The sequence below is a fragment of the Bacillus sp. Xin1 genome (genome assembly GCF_013314535.1).
Classification (GTDB): Bacteria; Bacillota; Bacilli; order Bacillales; family Bacillaceae_G; genus Bacillus_A.
Genome location: NZ_JABUAE010000021.1, coordinates 50362 through 68331, shown reverse-complemented (window position 1 = coordinate 68331; position 17970 = coordinate 50362). Strand labels below are relative to the sequence as shown.

At 36.9% G+C, this 17970-nt stretch carries 14 protein-coding genes and 1 riboswitch; all 14 genes read left to right on the top strand.

Going from position 1 to position 17970, the window contains the following annotated elements; all coding sequences use genetic code 11:
• Positions 1–4: 4 nt before the first annotated feature.
• The 14 genes from HRG09_RS17755 to yfmH all read left to right on the top strand — a co-directional run bounded on the left by HRG09_RS17755 (position 5) and on the right by yfmH (position 17963).
• Positions 5–1051: an aspartate-semialdehyde dehydrogenase gene (locus HRG09_RS17755; protein WP_174102218.1), complete on the top strand. Its 1047-nt coding sequence runs from the start codon at positions 5–7 to the stop codon at positions 1049–1051.
• A 24-nt stretch (positions 1052–1075) separates the two neighbouring features.
• Positions 1076–2308, top strand: coding sequence for an aspartate kinase (gene dapG, locus HRG09_RS17750; RefSeq protein ID WP_174102217.1), 1233 nt, complete (start codon positions 1076–1078; stop codon positions 2306–2308).
• Positions 2309–2319: 11 nt separating this feature from the next.
• Complete coding sequence (dapA, locus tag HRG09_RS17745) at positions 2320–3198, top strand: 4-hydroxy-tetrahydrodipicolinate synthase (protein WP_174102216.1); 879 nt, start codon at positions 2320–2322, stop codon at positions 3196–3198.
• 410 nt (positions 3199–3608) lie between these two features.
• The gene (locus HRG09_RS17740; protein WP_174102215.1) at positions 3609–5279 is read left to right on the top strand and encodes a ribonuclease J; all 1671 of its coding nucleotides are present in this window, start codon (positions 3609–3611) and stop codon (positions 5277–5279) included.
• Between the two features lie 100 nt (positions 5280–5379).
• Positions 5380–6129: a ClpP family protease gene (locus HRG09_RS17735; protein ID WP_174102214.1), complete on the top strand. Its 750-nt coding sequence runs from the start codon at positions 5380–5382 to the stop codon at positions 6127–6129.
• Complete coding sequence (locus HRG09_RS17730; RefSeq protein WP_174102213.1) at positions 6126–6329, top strand: YlzJ-like family protein; 204 nt, start codon at positions 6126–6128, stop codon at positions 6327–6329. The genes HRG09_RS17735 and HRG09_RS17730 overlap by 4 nt, the downstream gene beginning before the upstream one ends.
• Before the next feature lie 212 nt (positions 6330–6541).
• Complete coding sequence (locus HRG09_RS17725; RefSeq protein WP_174102212.1) at positions 6542–8935, top strand: DNA translocase FtsK; 2394 nt, start codon at positions 6542–6544, stop codon at positions 8933–8935.
• A gap of 204 nt (positions 8936–9139) precedes the next feature.
• A riboswitch (purine riboswitch) is annotated at positions 9140–9241 on the top strand.
• Between the two features lie 222 nt (positions 9242–9463).
• Positions 9464–10189 (top strand): GntR family transcriptional regulator, encoded by a 726-nt coding sequence (locus HRG09_RS17720; protein ID WP_000114183.1) that lies wholly within the window; start codon positions 9464–9466, stop codon positions 10187–10189.
• Positions 10190–10278: 89 nt separating this feature from the next.
• Positions 10279–11355: a BMP family lipoprotein gene (locus HRG09_RS17715; protein WP_174102211.1), complete on the top strand. Its 1077-nt coding sequence runs from the start codon at positions 10279–10281 to the stop codon at positions 11353–11355.
• Positions 11356–11656: 301 nt separating this feature from the next.
• Positions 11657–13189, top strand: coding sequence for an ABC transporter ATP-binding protein (locus HRG09_RS17710; RefSeq protein ID WP_174102210.1), 1533 nt, complete (start codon positions 11657–11659; stop codon positions 13187–13189).
• Positions 13182–14240: an ABC transporter permease gene (locus HRG09_RS17705; RefSeq protein ID WP_174102209.1), complete on the top strand. Its 1059-nt coding sequence runs from the start codon at positions 13182–13184 to the stop codon at positions 14238–14240. The genes HRG09_RS17710 and HRG09_RS17705 overlap by 8 nt, the downstream gene beginning before the upstream one ends.
• On the top strand, positions 14241–15200 hold the full coding sequence (locus HRG09_RS17700; RefSeq protein WP_174102208.1) for an ABC transporter permease: 960 nt from the start codon (positions 14241–14243) through the stop codon (positions 15198–15200).
• A gap of 201 nt (positions 15201–15401) precedes the next feature.
• The gene (gene yfmF / locus HRG09_RS17695) at positions 15402–16676 is read left to right on the top strand and encodes an EF-P 5-aminopentanol modification-associated protein YfmF (RefSeq protein WP_174102207.1); all 1275 of its coding nucleotides are present in this window, start codon (positions 15402–15404) and stop codon (positions 16674–16676) included.
• Positions 16677–17963, top strand: coding sequence for an EF-P 5-aminopentanol modification-associated protein YfmH (gene yfmH, locus HRG09_RS17690; RefSeq protein ID WP_174102206.1), 1287 nt, complete (start codon positions 16677–16679; stop codon positions 17961–17963).
• Positions 17964–17970: the final 7 nt, after the last annotated feature.

Here is a 17970-nt window from a genome sequence, read left to right as displayed (position 1 = left end):
AGTGATGGAAAAGCAAAAAACTTTTCATGTCGCTGTAGTTGGAGCAACCGGCGCAGTTGGTGAACAAATGTTAAATACTTTAGAGAAACGAGAATTTCCAATTGGGAAGTTAACGTTACTTTCATCTAAACGTTCTGCAGGTAAAAAGCTTGTATTTAAAGGAGAAGAATTTACAGTTCAAGAAGCAACTCCTGAAAGTTTTGAAGGAGTTGATATTGCTCTGTTTAGTGCAGGTGGGTCTGTATCGAAACAATTAGCGCCAGAAGCAGCAAAACGCGGTGCAATTGTTGTTGATAATACAAGTGCATTCCGTATGACAGAAAATGTGCCACTTGTTGTACCTGAAGTAAATGAAAATGATTTAAAAGAACATAACGGTATTATTGCAAATCCGAACTGTTCTACAATTCAAATGGTAGTTGCTCTTGAACCGATTCGTCAGCAGTATGGTTTAAAACGAGTAATCGTTTCCACATATCAAGCTGTGTCAGGTGCAGGTGCTGCTGCAATCGAAGAACTTCATGAACAATCACAGGCGATCTTAAATGGTGAAGACGTAAAAGCGAACGTTTTACCTGTATCAGGTGATAAAAAACATTTCCAAATTGCTTTTAATGCAATCCCGCAAATTGATAAGTTTCAAGATAATGGATTTACATTTGAAGAAATGAAAATGATTAATGAAACGAAAAAAATTATGCATATGCCTGAGTTAGAAGTAGCAGCAACATGTGTACGCCTGCCAGTTGTATCAGGGCATTCTGAGTCAGTTTACATTGAATTGGAAAAAGAAGGTGTAACTGTAGCAGAACTGAAAAACTTGCTTGCGGATGCGGAAGGAATTGTACTGCAAGATGATCCAGCAGAACAATTATATCCAATGCCATCTACTGCAGTAGGCAAAAACGAAGTGTTCGTTGGACGTATTCGTAAAGATTTAAATAATGAAAAAGGATTCCATCTTTGGGTCGTATCTGATAACTTATTAAAAGGTGCTGCATGGAACTCTGTTCAAATTGCAGAACGATTAGTAAAATTACAATTAGTGTAAACGGCTAAGAGAAGGTGCAAAAAAATGAAAATTATTGTTCAAAAATTTGGTGGTACATCTGTACGTGATGAAAATGGGCGTAAGCATGCACTTCACCATATTAAAAAATCATTGGATGCTGGTTATAAAGTAGTTACAGTTGTATCTGCTATGGGGCGTAAAGGTGAACCATATGCAACGGATACATTATTAAGTCTTGTAAATCAAAAGGAATCTAGTATTTCAAAACGTGAGCAAGATTTATTATTATCATGTGGTGAGTTAATCTCAGCAATCGTCTTCTCAAATATGTTAAATGAAAATGGAGTAAAAGCAGCAGCGTTAAACGGTGCACAAGCTGGTTTTGTAACAAATAATGATTTTACGAACGCAAAGATTGTTGAAATGAATTGCGATCGTATACATGAAGAGTTGCAAAATGTAGATGTTGTTGTTGTTACTGGATTCCAAGGTCAAACGAAAGAAGGCGATACAACAACACTTGGGCGCGGAGGTAGTGATACTTCAGCTTCAGCACTAGGCGTTGCGCTTCATGCTGAATATATCGATATATTTACCGATGTAGAAGGTGTGATGACTGCTGATCCACGTATCGTAAAGGATGCGCGTCACCTTCAAAATGTAACATATAATGAGATCTGTAACATGGCTTATCAAGGTGCGAAGGTTGTCCATCCGCGTGCAGTTGAAATTGCAATGCATGCAAAAGTACCCCTTCGTGTACGTTCTACGTATTCTGATAGCGAAGGTACGCTTATTGCGGCATATGATGGTGCGACAAAAGGCCGTGATGTAGAGGAACGTCCAGTTACAGGTATCGCTCATGTATCGAACGTGACGCAAATTAAAGTGCTTGCGAAAGACGGATCGTACGATTTACAACAATATGTTTTTAAGGAAATGGCAAATGAAGGAATCAGTGTTGACTTAATTAACATTTCGCCTACGGGTGTGGCTTATACAGTAAGCGATAATGTATCGGGTCGTGCTGTTGAAATACTTCATAAGCTTGGATATAATCCAATTGTGACGGAACATTGCGCGAAAGTATCTATCGTTGGAGCTGGAATGGCAGGTATTCCAGGAGTTACTGCGAAAATTGTCACAGCTTTAGCAGAAAAAGGTGTTCAAATTTTACAATCCGCTGATAGCCATACGACAATTTGGGTACTTGTAAAAGAAGTAGATTTAGTGGAAGCTGTTAATGCATTGCATAGTGCATTTGAACTTTCAAAAGAAAAGCAACTGGAACAATAAGGAGTGAGACCATGGTAGATTTTGGGACAATTGCAACAGCGATGGTAACACCGTTTGATAAAAATGGAAACATCGATTTTGCAAAGACAACTAAGTTGGTAAATTATTTAATTGATAACGGTACAACAGCAATTGTGGTAGGAGGAACAACTGGAGAGTCTCCTACATTGTCATCTGAAGAAAAAGTAGCGTTATATCGCCATGTCGTATCTGTTGTCGATAAAAGGGTGCCCGTAATCGCTGGAACAGGTAGCAATAATACACATGCTTCTATCGAGTTAACGAAAAAAGCAACAGAAGTTGGTGTCGATGCAATTATGTTAGTGGCACCGTATTATAATAAACCAAGTCAAGAAGGAATGTATCAGCATTTTAAAACAATTGCTGAAAGTACAGAACTTCCGGTTATGCTATACAATGTTCCAGGGCGATCTATTGTTCAAATCTCCGTTGATACGGTTGTTCGTTTATCAGAAATACCAAACATTGTTGCAATTAAAGATGCTGGCGGCGATGTATTAACAATGACAGAAATTATTGAAAAAACAGCGGACGACTTTGCTGTATACAGCGGTGATGATGGTTTAACGTTACCAGCTATGGCAGTTGGAGCTAAAGGTATCATTTCTGTTGCCTCTCATGTAATTGGAAATGAAATGCAAGAAATGATTGCGGCATTCCAAGCAGGAGATTTCAAAAAAGCACAGAAATTACATCAATTACTTGTTAAAGTAACGAATGCGTTATTTATGGCACCGAGCCCAACACCAGTGAAAACAGCGTTACAAATGGTTGGATTAGACGTAGGATCTGTGCGTTTACCACTTCTTCCGTTAACAGAAGAAGAGAGATTAACATTGCAGGGTGTAATGCAATCAATCCCTCGTTAATAAAAATGACCTAGTGTAAAAACTAGGTCATTTTTATTTTGAAAGAAACCTTTTTACAGGTAATTCCCCTTGAAATTTATATACTTCGCCCTTCTTTCTAACAAATTAACTTGTGTTCTATTTCTTGTATCAGTTATAATATGGCTAAGTAGCTTAGTACGGGTATGCTTAGCAAAATTGGAAAAAATTATGGTTTAACGGAATTATCATATCATATCGCATAAGATATTTGATTTATATAATGAAAGAGAGGTGAAACCTGGTTTAAAAAACGAACGAGAACATGATATCGCATAACGGTAAGGACATTCGTCTTGGACGGTGAATATATGGTGGTTGTAGAGTTTCCCTGGTGTCTCTACGATTTTAGTGAAATCAGTGTTTGTAAGATTTTTAAACCAGGCAACAACATGAAGAGAAAAGAGATTGATTCAGTAAAAGTATTTGCTCTTGGTGGAGTAGGTGAAATCGGGAAAAACATGTATTGTGTGGAAATTGATTCTGAGATTTTTATTGTGGATGCAGGATTGATGTTCCCAGGAGACGAAATGTTTGGGATTGATATCGTTATCCCTGACATTACATATTTAGTAGAAAATCAAGAACGAGTAAAAGGTTTATTTATTACACATGGTCATGAAGATCACATTGGGGGAATTGTTTATGTGCTGCGTAAACTTTCAATCCCAGTATATGCAACAAAGTTAACAGTAGGTTTAATACAAGAAAAACTTGGTGAAGCAGGAATGCTTGGTCGTGTAGATTTAAAAACAATTGATTCTAATTCAGAAGTGGAATTTAATACGACAACGGTTTCATTCTTTGGCACAACACATAGTATCCCGGATTCTGTTGGTGTATGTTTCCATACATCAAAAGGTGCTATCGTATATACAGGAGATTTTAAATTCGACCAAACACCAATTGGCAACAGCGGAGCAGATCTTGGGAAGATGGCGCAAATTGGAAATGAAGGCGTGCTTTGTTTGTTATCAGATAGTACAAATGCTGAACGTCCTGGTTACACAGGTTCTGAAAAAGAAGTTGGGATAGAAATTTCAAAAGTATTTTATGGTGCAGAAGGACGTATCATTGTTGCTTCTTTCGCATCTAATGTACATCGTATTCAACAAGTATTTGATGCAGCTGCTGAAACAGGACGCAAAGTGGCTGTTGTAGGTCGTAGTATGGTGAAAGTAGTGGATATCGCAAGACGTCTTGGCTATTTAGACGTTCCAGATGGTATGGTTATTTCATTGCAAGAAGTGGATAACTTCCCAGAGAAGAAGGTAGCGATTCTAACAACTGGCAGCCAAGGGGAACCAATGGCAGCTCTTTCAAGAATGGCGAAGCAAGCGCATAAACAAATCTCGATTCGTAAAGGAGATACAGTCATTATTGCAGCATCTCCAATTCCTGGTAATGAAATATCGGTATCGAAAATCATTGATTTGCTATTTAGAGCTGGTGCAGAAGTTGTTTATTATGGAGAAAGAAAAGTTCACGTTTCTGGTCATGGTAGCCAAGAAGAATTGAAATTGATGCTGAACTTAATGAAACCGAAGTATTTTATACCCGTACATGGTGAATTTCGTATGCAAAAGGCACATGCCTATTTGGCGGAAGATGTTGGTGTCTTGAAAGACAATATTTTTATTGTGGAAAAGGGCGATGTAATTGCTTTCGAAGGTGAAGAGGCAAAACCGGCTGGTAAAGTACAAGCTGGAAATGTTCTTATTGATGGATTAGGTGTAGGTGATGTCGGAAATATTGTCTTGCGTGATCGTAAGATGTTATCGCAAGACGGAATTTTAGTCGTTGTCGTAACACTTGGGAAAGATGAGAAGAAAATAATTTCTGGGCCAGAAATTATTTCACGTGGTTTTGTGTACGTTCGTGAATCTGAAGCATTAATTGAAAGATCTACAGAGATTGTCCGTACAATTGTAGAACAATCTATTAAAGAATATTCTATTGAATGGTCTATGTTAAAACAAAATATTCGTGAATTGTTAGGGCAGTTCCTGTATGAGGAAACGAAGAGAAAACCAATGATTTTACCAATTATCATGGAAGTATAAGAAAACCACCTTTACGGTGGTTTTTTTCTTTTTCATCCCTATCGCATGAAATTTACAACTTAAGAAATAATAGTTGTATAAGAGTGAAAGGGGATGCGACATGACAGAACGTGATGGTTTAACAAATGAGGAAAAAGAAGTCGAACCGAAAGAGGATGTAAAAGAGGCATCAGTAATAGAGAAAATTCAGCAACTTGGTCAAACGAACGTTCCGCAAATGAATGAATCGCGTATTCATTGTTTAACAATTGTTGGACAAGTAGAAGGGCATATGCAACTTCCACCACAAAATAAAACGACGAAATACGAGCATGTGATCCCGCAAATTGTGGCAATTGAACAGAATCCGAAAATTGAGGGATTGCTTTTATTGCTAAATACTGTGGGTGGTGATGTTGAGGCTGGATTGGCAATCTCCGAAATGGTAGCTTCATTATCGAAACCAACTGTATCTTTGGTTTTAGGTGGAGGGCATTCAATCGGTGTGCCGATTGCTGTATCAACAGATTATTCATTTATTGCTGAAACGGCAACGATGACGATTCATCCAGTTCGTCTGACTGGTCTTGTTATTGGTGTACCGCAAACATTTGAGTATTTGGATAAAATGCAAGAACGTGTGATTCGATTTGTAACAAAACACTCAAAAGTGACAGAAGATCGCTTTAAAGAGCTTATGTTTGCTAAGGGGAATTTAACGCGAGATATTGGAACAAATGTAATCGGAATAGATGCAGTTAAATATGGGCTTATCGATGATGTTGGTGGTATTGGGGATGCAATTCGAAAGTTAAATGAATTAATAGATATGAAAGTAGATGGGGATCAAGACGGGAAGTTGCTGCAATGATTTTATATACGATTATGCCAGAGCAACTTGTTTATCAGACCGACTATTCCCAGTACGAACAACAAAAAATAGTGAATGTAAATGGAGTAGAGATGGTAGTATCTGAAGAGAATAGTCAATATTATTCTATTGTGCGTGTGCTAAGTACGAATCCATCCCACTATTTACAGTATGAGCCAGGACAGAAAATAACCTTTTAGCAAAAAGCAGGATTTTGTTTAGAAGCTATGGTATAATATAAAAAACAAGACGGTTGAGCAGCCATGATTAGGCTGCTTTCTTCTGTTTACGTGACATTTTACACATCTTGTAAAATGTCACGTAAACAGATCTAAAAATATGACGAATGGTATGCAAAAAATGCTTTCGATAAATGAAAGTTTCACTTAATTTTTGGACTTGGGGTGAAGAAATGGTAAAACAAAAGCAAAGAGGGATGAAATCAAAAGCAAGACGTACGATAAAGCCAACTTTGTATTACGAAATCGTCGGGTTGACTCTTTTTGCACTTTCAATCATTACAATCTTACAGCTAGGTATTGTAGGAAAAGCGTTTGTGTTATTTTTTCGCTTTTTCTTTGGCGAATGGTACATAATTGGTGTATTAGGTGTAATAGCTTTATCTATTGCGTTTGTTGTAAGACGAGGTTGGCCAAACCTTTTAAATAAACGATTAATTGGTGTCTATTTAATTGTGTTAGCAATATTGATGTTTAGTCATATTACATTATTTAACCTTTTTACAAAGGACGGGGCGGTAGAAAATACATCTGTAATTGTAAGTACAAAAGATATGTTCTTTCTTGAGATGAAGAAAGGTGCAGAGACGGTTCATTTAGGTGGAGGTATGTTTGGAGCACTTATGTTTGCAACATTTTACTTTTTGTTCGATGAAGTAGGTGCTTATATTATTGGGATTATTCTAGTTATTCTTGGCATACTTTGCATTACAAACAAACATATTGGGGAAGTACTAGCCCCAGTTGGACGAATACTTAGAAGTCAATTTCAAGTGATGCAAGGGGATTATAAGGACTGGAGAGCAAAACGAACTGCTGAACAAACAGAAAAGAAAAAAACGACAAGACGCACGCGTAGTGAACGTCATAATGAACAAGAAGAGAGTGTGGAACCAGTAGAAGAAATAGAAATTGGACCACCAATTATTTCAAATTTCACAGAGAATTACCCAGTAAGTGAAGAAAGAGATAAAAATCGTGAAGATGAAGTTAGTGATGATCTGATTGCATCGCCTGTAATGGAAGATGAGCTGCCATCTGCATCGAAAGAGCAGCCACAAAAGAAACGGGGAGAAAAGATAGTTGAATCTTTAGAAGGAGAAATAAAAGCTCCTCCAATGCAATTTTCAAATGTGGAAAATAAAGATTATAAGCTTCCTGCTATCGATATATTGAAGTTCCCAAAAAATAAACAGGTGACAAACGAAAACGAGAAAATTTATGAAAATGCTCGTAAATTGGAGCGGACGTTCCAAAGTTTTGGTGTGAAAGCAAAAGTAACGAAAGTACATAAGGGGCCTGCGGTTACGAAATATGAAGTGTATCCTGATATGGGAGTGAAAGTAAGTAAAATTGTGAGTTTAAGTGATGATTTAGCACTCGCATTAGCTGCGAAAGATATTCGTATTGAAGCCCCTATTCCCGGGAAATCAGCAGTAGGAATTGAAGTTCCAAATTCAGAGGTTTCGATGGTAACGCTTAGAGAAGTACTTGACTCGAAAGCGAACAATCATCCGGAAGAAAAATTATTGATAGGTCTTGGGCGTGATATTACTGGTGAAGCAGTATTAGCACGTTTAAATAAGATGCCCCATCTATTAGTAGCTGGAGCAACTGGTAGCGGGAAAAGTGTATGTATTAACGGTATTATTGTAAGTATTTTAATGCGTGCTAAACCGCATGAAGTAAAATTAATGATGATTGATCCGAAAATGGTAGAGTTGAATGTATACAACGGTGTTCCGCACTTATTAACACCTGTTGTAACAGATCCGAAAAAAGCATCGCAAGCTTTGAAAAAAGTTGTGAGTGAGATGGAGCGACGTTATGAATTGTTTGCTCATAGTGGAACGCGTAATATTGAAGGGTATAATGAATACATTAGACATCATAATGATCAATCAGAAGCAAAACAGCCTGAGCTTCCATATATTGTTGTAATTGTGGACGAGTTGGCTGATTTAATGATGGTTGCCTCTTCAGATGTAGAAGATGCAATTATGCGTTTAGCGCAGATGGCACGTGCTGCTGGTATTCATTTAATTATTGCGACGCAACGTCCATCTGTTGATGTTATTACAGGTGTTATTAAAGCAAATATTCCATCTCGTATTGCCTTTGCAGTGTCTTCACAAACTGATTCACGGACAATTCTTGATAGCGGAGGCGCGGAGAAATTATTAGGACGAGGAGATATGCTATTTATACCAATTGGTGCATCAAAACCAGTTCGTGTACAAGGAGCATTTCTATCAGATGATGAAGTGGAAAGAGTTGTAGAATATGTTATTGGACAACAAAAAGCGCAATATCAAGAAGATATGATACCGCAAGATGTACCGGAAACAAAGCAAGAAGTAGAAGATGAATTATATGATGAAGCGGTTCAGCTCGTTGTAGAAATGAAAACAGCTTCGGTTTCTATGTTGCAACGTAGATTCCGAGTAGGATATACACGTGCAGCGCGTCTTATTGATGCCATGGAAATGAATGGTGTGGTTGGACCTTATGAAGGTAGTAAGCCAAGAGAAGTGTTAATTGAAGATATACAAGAAAAAAGTTCTTAATAAAAAAGCCTAATTGTTCACAATTAGGCTTTTTTATATGAGAAATTTGTTATATACTATAGTCAGCAAAAAAGAAAGGGCTTTCATTTCTGCTGATTCTTTAGAATACGAATGCTTTTAATGTTATTTTTGAAAAATGTTCGATATTACCTGTAAAAAAGTGTTGAATTATGTTGACACGTATGGGAGCAAGTGTTACGATTACTTCGAAAAGAATCACTGCCTCATATAATCTTGGAGATAAGGTCCATAAGTTTCTACCTGGCAACCATAAATTGCTAGACTATGAGGGGAAAAGTGTGTAACAAAGGATGTAAGGAATCTTTGTATCTAACTTTTTCTCTATACGAGGAATGTTGTGGTGCAAAGTTTTTTTTATGGAATAAAGATAGAAAATTTCATTTTGAAAAATTATTAACATTTATTCGACAAATCTTATTTTATTGTAGCGTTACTATGTTATTGGTTGAAAAAAGAGAACAGAAGTCTTACATCAGAGGTCGAATAATTGGAATGCGGGGGAGTCTTATGTCAGTTAAATCCGATAGTCGACACTTATATTTACGAGTGATCGATCACATTAAAGAAAAAATTAAAAGCGGGGCATATAAAGAAAAACAAAAGTTGCCTTCAGAGTTTGATTTAGCGAAAGAGCTTGGCGTAAGTAGAGCGACTTTACGGGAAGCATTGCGTATTTTAGAAGAGGAAAATGTCGTGATTCGCAGACATGGCGTTGGTACTTTTGTGAATGCAAAACCGCTGTTTTCTTCTGGAATTGAACAGCTTTCTAGTATTACAGATATGATTTCTAGTGTGGGGAAAACACCAGGAACAATCTTTTTATCATCATCTACTACAAGTCTAACAGAAGAAGAAAAAGAAAAGTTTAATAGTGATGAAGGCTTTGAGGCCGTAATGATTGAGCGTGTTCGTACAGCAGACGGGGAACCTGTTGTCTATTGCATTGACAAGTTAGCGAAAGAAGTATTGCCAGATTTGTCTGATTATAATGAGGAATCATTGCTTACTGTTATTCATAATAACACGCATAAACGTATTACATATGCGGTTGCTCATATTGAACCAATTGGTTATCATCCGAAAATATCACCAATCCTGCAATGCGAGCCAGAGACGGCGTTACTAATTTTAAAGCAAATGCATTATGATCAAAATGATGAGCCAATTTTATATTCTATTAATTATTTTCGAGCAGACAAATTTAGCTTCCATGTATTACGAAAACGCATGTAATTCGTTCCCTTTTTAGGGAGGTGACAGCAAGAAGAAGGGGACACTAGCATATTAATAGATACATATATCATTTAGGAGGGGTTTCTAGTATGAAGAAAAAAGCAGGTATTTTATTATCATTAACATTAGCAGCGAGTACAGTTTTAGGTGCATGTGGTAATTCGGACAAGGCAAGTAGTGACAAAAAAGGTGATAAAGACTTCAAGGTTGGTATGGTTACAGACGTTGGGGGCGTTGACGATAAATCATTTAACCAATCTGCTTGGGAAGGTTTAACGAAATTCGGTAAAGATAACAACTTGAAAAAAAATGAAGGATACCGCTATATTCAATCAAGTAAGGATGCGGATTACATTCCAAACTTAACAAAATTCGCTAAAAGTAATTATGATGTAGCGTTTGGTATTGGATTCTTAATGCAAGATTCAATTGAAAAGGTAGCGGATCAATATCCAAAACAACAATTTGCAATTGTAGATACTGTTGTGAAAAAGCCAAACGTAACAAGCATTACATTTAAAGATCATGAAGGATCTTTCCTTGTTGGAGCTGTTGCGGCGATGACAACGAAATCAAATAAAGTTGGTTTTATTGGTGGAGTGAAAAGCCCATTAATTGAGAAATTTGAATCAGGATTTAAAGCTGGAGCAAAAGCTGTGAATCCAAATATTGAAATTGTAGCACAATATGCGGATGCGTTTGATAAACCGGAAAAAGGATCTGTATTAGCATCAGCAATGTATGGTCAAGGTATTGATGTAATTTATCACGCTTCAGGTGCAACTGGTAACGGTGTATTTACAGAAGCGAAAAACCGCAAGAAAAAAGGTGAAAATGTTTGGGTAATCGGTGTTGACCGTGATCAAAATCAAGAAGGTATGCCTGAAAATGTAACCTTAACTTCTATGGTAAAACGTGTTGATGTTGCAGTTGCAAAAGTAGCACAAGAAGCAAAAGATGGTAAGTTAAAAGGTGGAAAAATAGAAGAGTTTGGTTTAAAAGATGATGGTGTTGGTATTGCAAAAACAACTGATAACGTAAAGAAAGTAAACCCAGAAATTTTAACAAAAGTAGAAGAGTTTGAAAAGAAAATTACTGATGGTGAAATTAAAGTACCAGCTACTCCAGATGAGTACAAAGCATATGAAGCTTCTCTAAAGAAATAATGATAGAGGAATAGCAAAGGTTAGTTCTTAGAACTAACCTTTGTATATATAAATACTGCTTGAAAGATCGACATAAAACCATTCCTTTTAGGTGGTAGAGAGGATCCGCCGGTGGATAGAAGCGGTCAGTTCCTTTTTTCGCCCCGTGCCATGTGAAAACAGAAAGAGAAAATGAGTGGAAGTCTCTTTTTGTTTTTTATAGCCGCAATTTATATGTTGGAAAATCGAATCAGATTTATATATAAAGCCGTTTTTAATAGAGTGTAATAGGGGAATGTTCCCAGTTAAAAGGAGGAACAATATGGAATATGTAATTGAGATGAATAATATTACAAAGGTATTCCCAGGCATTGTAGCAAATGATGATATTACGCTACAAGTAAAACAGGGAGAAATACATGCTTTACTGGGAGAAAATGGTGCAGGAAAATCGACGTTAATGAACGTGTTATTCGGTTTGTATCAGCCAGAGCAGGGAGAAATTAGAATTAAAGGAAATCCTGTGAAAATTACAAATCCGAACATTGCAAATGACTATGGAATTGGTATGGTTCATCAACATTTTATGCTCGTTCATAATTTTACAGTTACAGAGAATATCATTCTTGGAAATGAACCGAAGAAAAAAGGGAAGATTGCTATTGATGACGCTGCAAAAGAGATTAAACAGTTATCTGAACAATACGGTTTAGCAGTAGATCCATATGCGAAGATTGAGGATATTTCGGTCGGTATGCAGCAGCGTGTTGAGATTTTAAAAACGCTCTATCGAGGGGCGGAAATTTTAATATTTGATGAACCGACGGCAGTGTTAACTCCTCAAGAAATTCATGAGCTTATTCAAATTATGAAAAAGCTTGTAAAAGAAGGTAAATCTATTATTCTTATTACACATAAGTTAAAAGAAATTATGGAAGTTTGTGATCGTTGTACAATCATTCGAAAAGGAAAAGGGATTGGAACTGTTGACGTTGCAAATACAAATGAACATAAACTTGCAGAATTAATGGTCGGACGTCAAGTGAATTTTAAAACAGAGAAATTGGACGCAAAACCTAAGGAAGATGTACTTTCCATTGCAAACCTTGTGGTTAATGATGCACGCCAATTGCCTGCTGTAAAAGGCCTTGACTTAACTGTTCGTGCAGGAGAAATTGTCGGTATTGCAGGGATTGATGGGAATGGACAAAGTGAACTTATAGAAGCGATTACTGGTTTACGAAAAGTTGAGTCAGGTTCTATTGCAATTAAAGGGAAAGAAATAACAAATTGGCCAGTTAGACGCGTTACAGAAGAGGGGATTGGTCACATTCCAGAAGACCGTCATAAGCATGGGCTTGTTCTTGATTTTTCTGTTAGAGATAATATGGTATTGCAAACGTATTATAAAAATCAATTTTCGAAAAAAGGGATTTTGAATTTTACTAAAATTACGGAGAAAGCCAAAGCTTTAATCGAACAGTTTGATGTGCGCACACCTAGTGAACAAACGTTAGCACGTGCTCTATCTGGTGGGAATCAACAAAAGGCAATTATCGCACGGGAAGTAGATCGTGACCCGGATTTATTAATTGCAGCGCAGCCGACCCGTGGTTTAGATGTAGGGGCAATTGAATTTATTCATAAAAAATTAATCGAACAGAGAGATAAAGGAAAAGCAGTGCTCCTTCTATCCTTAGAACTCGATGAGATTTTAAATGTGAGTGACCGTGTTGCGGTTATTTATGAAGGGAAAATTGTTGCAATTGTGAATGCAAAAGAAACGAATGAACAGCAACTAGGTCTGTTAATGGCTGGTGGAACAGGGGAAGAGAAGGTGAATACAAATGGCTAAAAAGTTTTTAACGGAGCGAACAATTAATATTTTGGTACCTGTGTTGTCCGTTATTTTTGGTTTGATTGTTGGAGCCATTGTAATGGTAGCTAGTGGATATGATCCAATTGTTGGCTATGTAGCGTTATGGGAAGGGATGGTTGGAAATCCGCAAGCTATAGGTGAAACGCTTCGGACAATGATTCCACTTGTTTTAGCTGGTTTGTCTGTTGCATTCGCATTCCGTACAGGACTATTTAATATCGGAGTGGAAGGGCAACTATTAGTTGGCTGGCTTGCGGCTGTTTGGTTTGGGTATGCGGTGTCTTTACCAGCGTTTTTACATATCCCATTATCTATATTAGTTGCAGCTGTAGTTGGTGGATTATGGGGATTTATTCCAGGGTACTTAAAGGGTAAATTTAAAGTAAATGAAGTTATCGTTACAATTATGATGAACTATATCGCTCTTTATGTTACATATGACTTGATTAAGCGATTTTTACATGAAGCGAATGAGAAATCATATGATATTCAGGCTAGTGCCTCATTATCATCAGAATGGTTATCTTCTATTACAGATGGATCCCGTCTTCATTGGGGGATTATCGTTGCGATTGTGGTTGCTATTTTGATGTGGTTCTTATTAGACCGAACAACTTTAGGATATGAATTGAAATCAGTTGGATTTAACCAACATGCTTCTCAGTATGCGGGTATGAAAGTGTCTCGAAATGTTGTCTTATCCATGACAATTGCAGGTGCATTTGCTGGGATTGGTGGTGCAATGGAAGGGCTTGGGACATTTCAAAATATGACGGCGATGTCTTCGTTTACTGGAATTGGATTTGATGGAATTGCAGTAGCACTTCTGGGTGGAAATAATCCATTTGGTATTTTACTTGCAGCTTTATTATTTGGTGGTTTAAAAAGTGCAGCGCCGCAAATGAACTTTGAAGCTGATGTTCCATCAGAGCTAATTAACGTAATTATTGCATGTATTATCTTCTTTGTTGCATGTAGTTATGTTTTAAGATGGGCACTTACTCGCATGAGCAAGGAGGGGAAATAAATGAGCTTCCTAGATATTTTAGCCATTCTTGTGACAGGTACATTATATACGGCAGCACCTCTTATTTTTACAGCACTAGGTGGAGTGTTTAGTGAACGTTCTGGTGTTGTAAATATTGCATTAGAAGGATTAATGTTATTTGGTGCGTTTATTGGTATAGTAACAACGTTGTTAATGGGAGATACATGGGGAACGATGACTCCATGGATTGCGCTTATTTTTGCAGCGATTGGTGGCGGATTATTTGCACTTCTTCATGCAGTTGCATCGATTACGTTCCGTGCGGATCAAGTTGTTAGTGGTGTTGCCATCAACTTTTTGGCCCTTGGTTTAACAGTGTTTGCGATTAAGAAGATATTTGGCAAAGGGCAAACTGATTTTATTCAATATCGTATTGAAAAAATTGATGTTCCAGGTCTTTCGGATATTCCGGTTATCGGAAAAATCCTTTTCTCAAATGTACCGTTAACATCGTATATCGCCATTATTTTAGCATTTGTCGTTTGGTATATTATTTATAAAACGCCGTTTGGTCTTCGCCTTCGTGCGGTTGGTGAGCATCCGATGGCAGCAGATACAATGGGGATTAATGTATATAAAATGCGTTATCTTGCTGTTTGTATTTCAGGAATGTTCGCGGGAGTTGGTGGGGCAGTTTTTGCAATGTCAATCTCGAATAACTTCTCAGGAGCAACAATTACAGGACAAGGTTTCTTGGCATTAGCAGCTATGATCTTTGGTAAATGGAATCCACTCGGAGCGCTTGGAGCAGCTTTATTCTTTGGATTTGCTCAATCTCTTGGAGTAACTGGTGGGACAATTCCTGTATTAAAAGAAATTCCAAGTGTTTTCTTAACAATATTACCATATGTGTTCACGATTCTAGCGCTTGTTGGTTTTGTTGGACGTTCAGAAGCTCCAAAGGCACTTGGGACACCGTATGAAAAAGGGAAAAGATAAGCGTTTTAAAAGTATGGAAAAAGCTCGCACATTAGTGCGGGCTTTTTTACATAGAATATGCTTAATACAGAAATTTTCTTTCTCTCTTTAATTGGTAAACTGTTTGATGAAAAAGTAGATAGGGGAGAAAATTTGATTTTTTGTTTCTAAAAACTGTATATTGAAGAGGAATATTCCTATATACGTAAAGGAGGGCTATTAATGAAACTGATGGAACAGCAAATGCATGAATTAGGTGGTTTACGTGTACATATCATTCCGACAGATAAATATAAAACAAATACATTTGTATTTCGCTTTAAAGCGCCATTGAATGAAGAAACGGTGACAGAGCGTGCTTTATTACCATATGTATTACAAAGTGCAACAGAAAAATTACCATCCGTAATTCGTCTTCGTCAATATTTAGAGGAATTGTACGGTTCTTCCCTAGCGGTAGATGTAAGTAAAAAAGGGGAAGATCATATCGTCTCTATTTATGTGGATATTGCCAATGAAACATATTTACAGGATGCACCGCCACTCTTTGAAAAGGCACTGTCTATGCTGTCTGATATTGTATTACATCCAGCAACCGAAGGAAGCGGCTTTTTACAATCAATTGTAGAAAGTGAAAAAAGAGCGCTCGTACAAAGAATTGAGGCTACATATGATGATAAAATGCGCTACGCAAATGAACGATTAATTGAAGAAATGTGTAAAGTAGAAGCATATCGTTTAAGTGCAAATGGTCAAAAAGAGCGTGTTGCCTCCATTACGAATGAAACTTTATATCGCTATTATCAGAAGGTGTTGGCGGAAGATGAAATGGATCTATATATCATAGGTGACATAGCTGAGGATGCGATTGACCTAGTAGGTAAATACTTTGCAATTGCACCTCGTGCAGCAACAGAGAAAAATGTCATCCTTCATAAGCGCAATAATGTGGAACAAGAAATTGTCGAAAAACAAGAGTTAAAGCAAAGTAAATTAAATATTGGATATCGTACATTTATTACGTATCGTGATGAAGATTATTTTGCATTGCAGCTGTTTAACGGGTTATTTGGCGGATTTTCCCACTCGAAATTATTTGTGAATGTGCGCGAAAAAAATAGTTTAGCGTATTATGCAGCATCGCGTTTCGAAAGCCATAAAGGTCTTCTTTTTGTTATGTCAGGAATTGAGGCGAAAAATTATGAAAAAGCAGTCGAGATTATTAAAGAGCAAATGAAAGCGATGCAAAGCGGTGATTTTTCAGAAGAAGAGATTCACCAAACGAAAAGCGTTATTCAAAACCAAATTTTAGAGGCAATTGATACACCGCGTGGTTTCGTAGAAATGCTTTATCATGGCGTCATTGCAGGGCACACGCGTTCGGTAGAAGAATGGTTAAGTGGGATTGAACGTGTTACGAAAGAGGAGATTGTAAAGGTTTCTAATAACATTGAGTTAGATACGATTTACTTTTTACACGGAACGGAGGGAGAATAGGTGGAGAAAATTTCTTATGAACAATTAAAAGAAACGCTGTATTATGAAAAGCTTCCAAATGGATTAGATGTATATATATTGCCAAAGCAAGGATTTAACAAAACTTTTGCGACATTTACAACAAAATATGGCTCCGTTGATAATACGTTTGTTCCACTTGGAAAAGAGGAAATGGTTCGGGTGCCAGATGGAATTGCTCACTTCCTTGAGCATAAATTGTTTGAAAAGGAAGACCATGATGCATTTCAGTTGTTTAGTAAGCAAGGGGCTTCTGCGAATGCTTTTACGTCATTTACGAGAACAGCGTACTTGTTTTCTTGTACATCAAATGTAGAACAAAATTTAAATACATTATTAAATTTCGTTCAAGAGCCGTATTTTTCTGAAAAAACAGTTGAAAAAGAAAAAGGTATTATCGGCCAAGAAATTCAAATGTATCAAGATAACCCAGATTGGCGTTTGTATTTTGGTTTAATCGATAGTTTATTTGTTAAACATCCAATTAAAATTGATATTGCAGGAACGATTGAATCCATTAGTAAAATTACAAAAGACTTATTGTATGAATGTTATGAAACATTCTATCATCCGAGTAACATGTTGTTATTTGTTGTAGGTGCAATTGATCCAGAAAAAACAATGAATTTGGTACGTGAAAACCAGGCGAAAAAAGATTATAAAAATCAACCAGAAATCGTACGTTCATTTGAAGACGAACCAGAAGCAGTAAATGAAAAGAAAAAAATTATTTCTATGCCTGTTCAGACACCGAAATGTTTAGTCGGTATTAAAGCGACTGAGCTTAAAGAAAAAGGGCAAGAACTTTTAAAACAAGAGATTGCGCTTACATTACTTTTGGATTATTTATTTGGGAAGGGATCAGCGCATTATGAGTCATTATATAATGAAGGGCTCATTGATGATTCATTCTCTTATGATTATACAGAAGAAAGTAACTTTGGTTTTGCGATGGTTGGTGGCGACACGAAACAGCCGGATGAGCTAGCCGATCGCTTGAAAGGTATTTTATTGCAGACTGATTATAATGAGTTAGATGAGAAGACGCTAGAGCGTGTAAAGAAAAAGAAAATTGGTGGCTTCTTACGCTCTCTTAACTCACCTGAATACATTGCAAATCAATTCACAAGGTATGCGTTTAATGAATCTAGTTTGTTTGATGCTCTTTCCGTTTTAGAGGGCTTAACTGTTCAAGATTTACAAGAAGCAGCAAAAGTATTTTTATCTGAAGAAAGAATGAGTATTTGTCAAGTTTTGCCGAAGAAATAAAATGAAA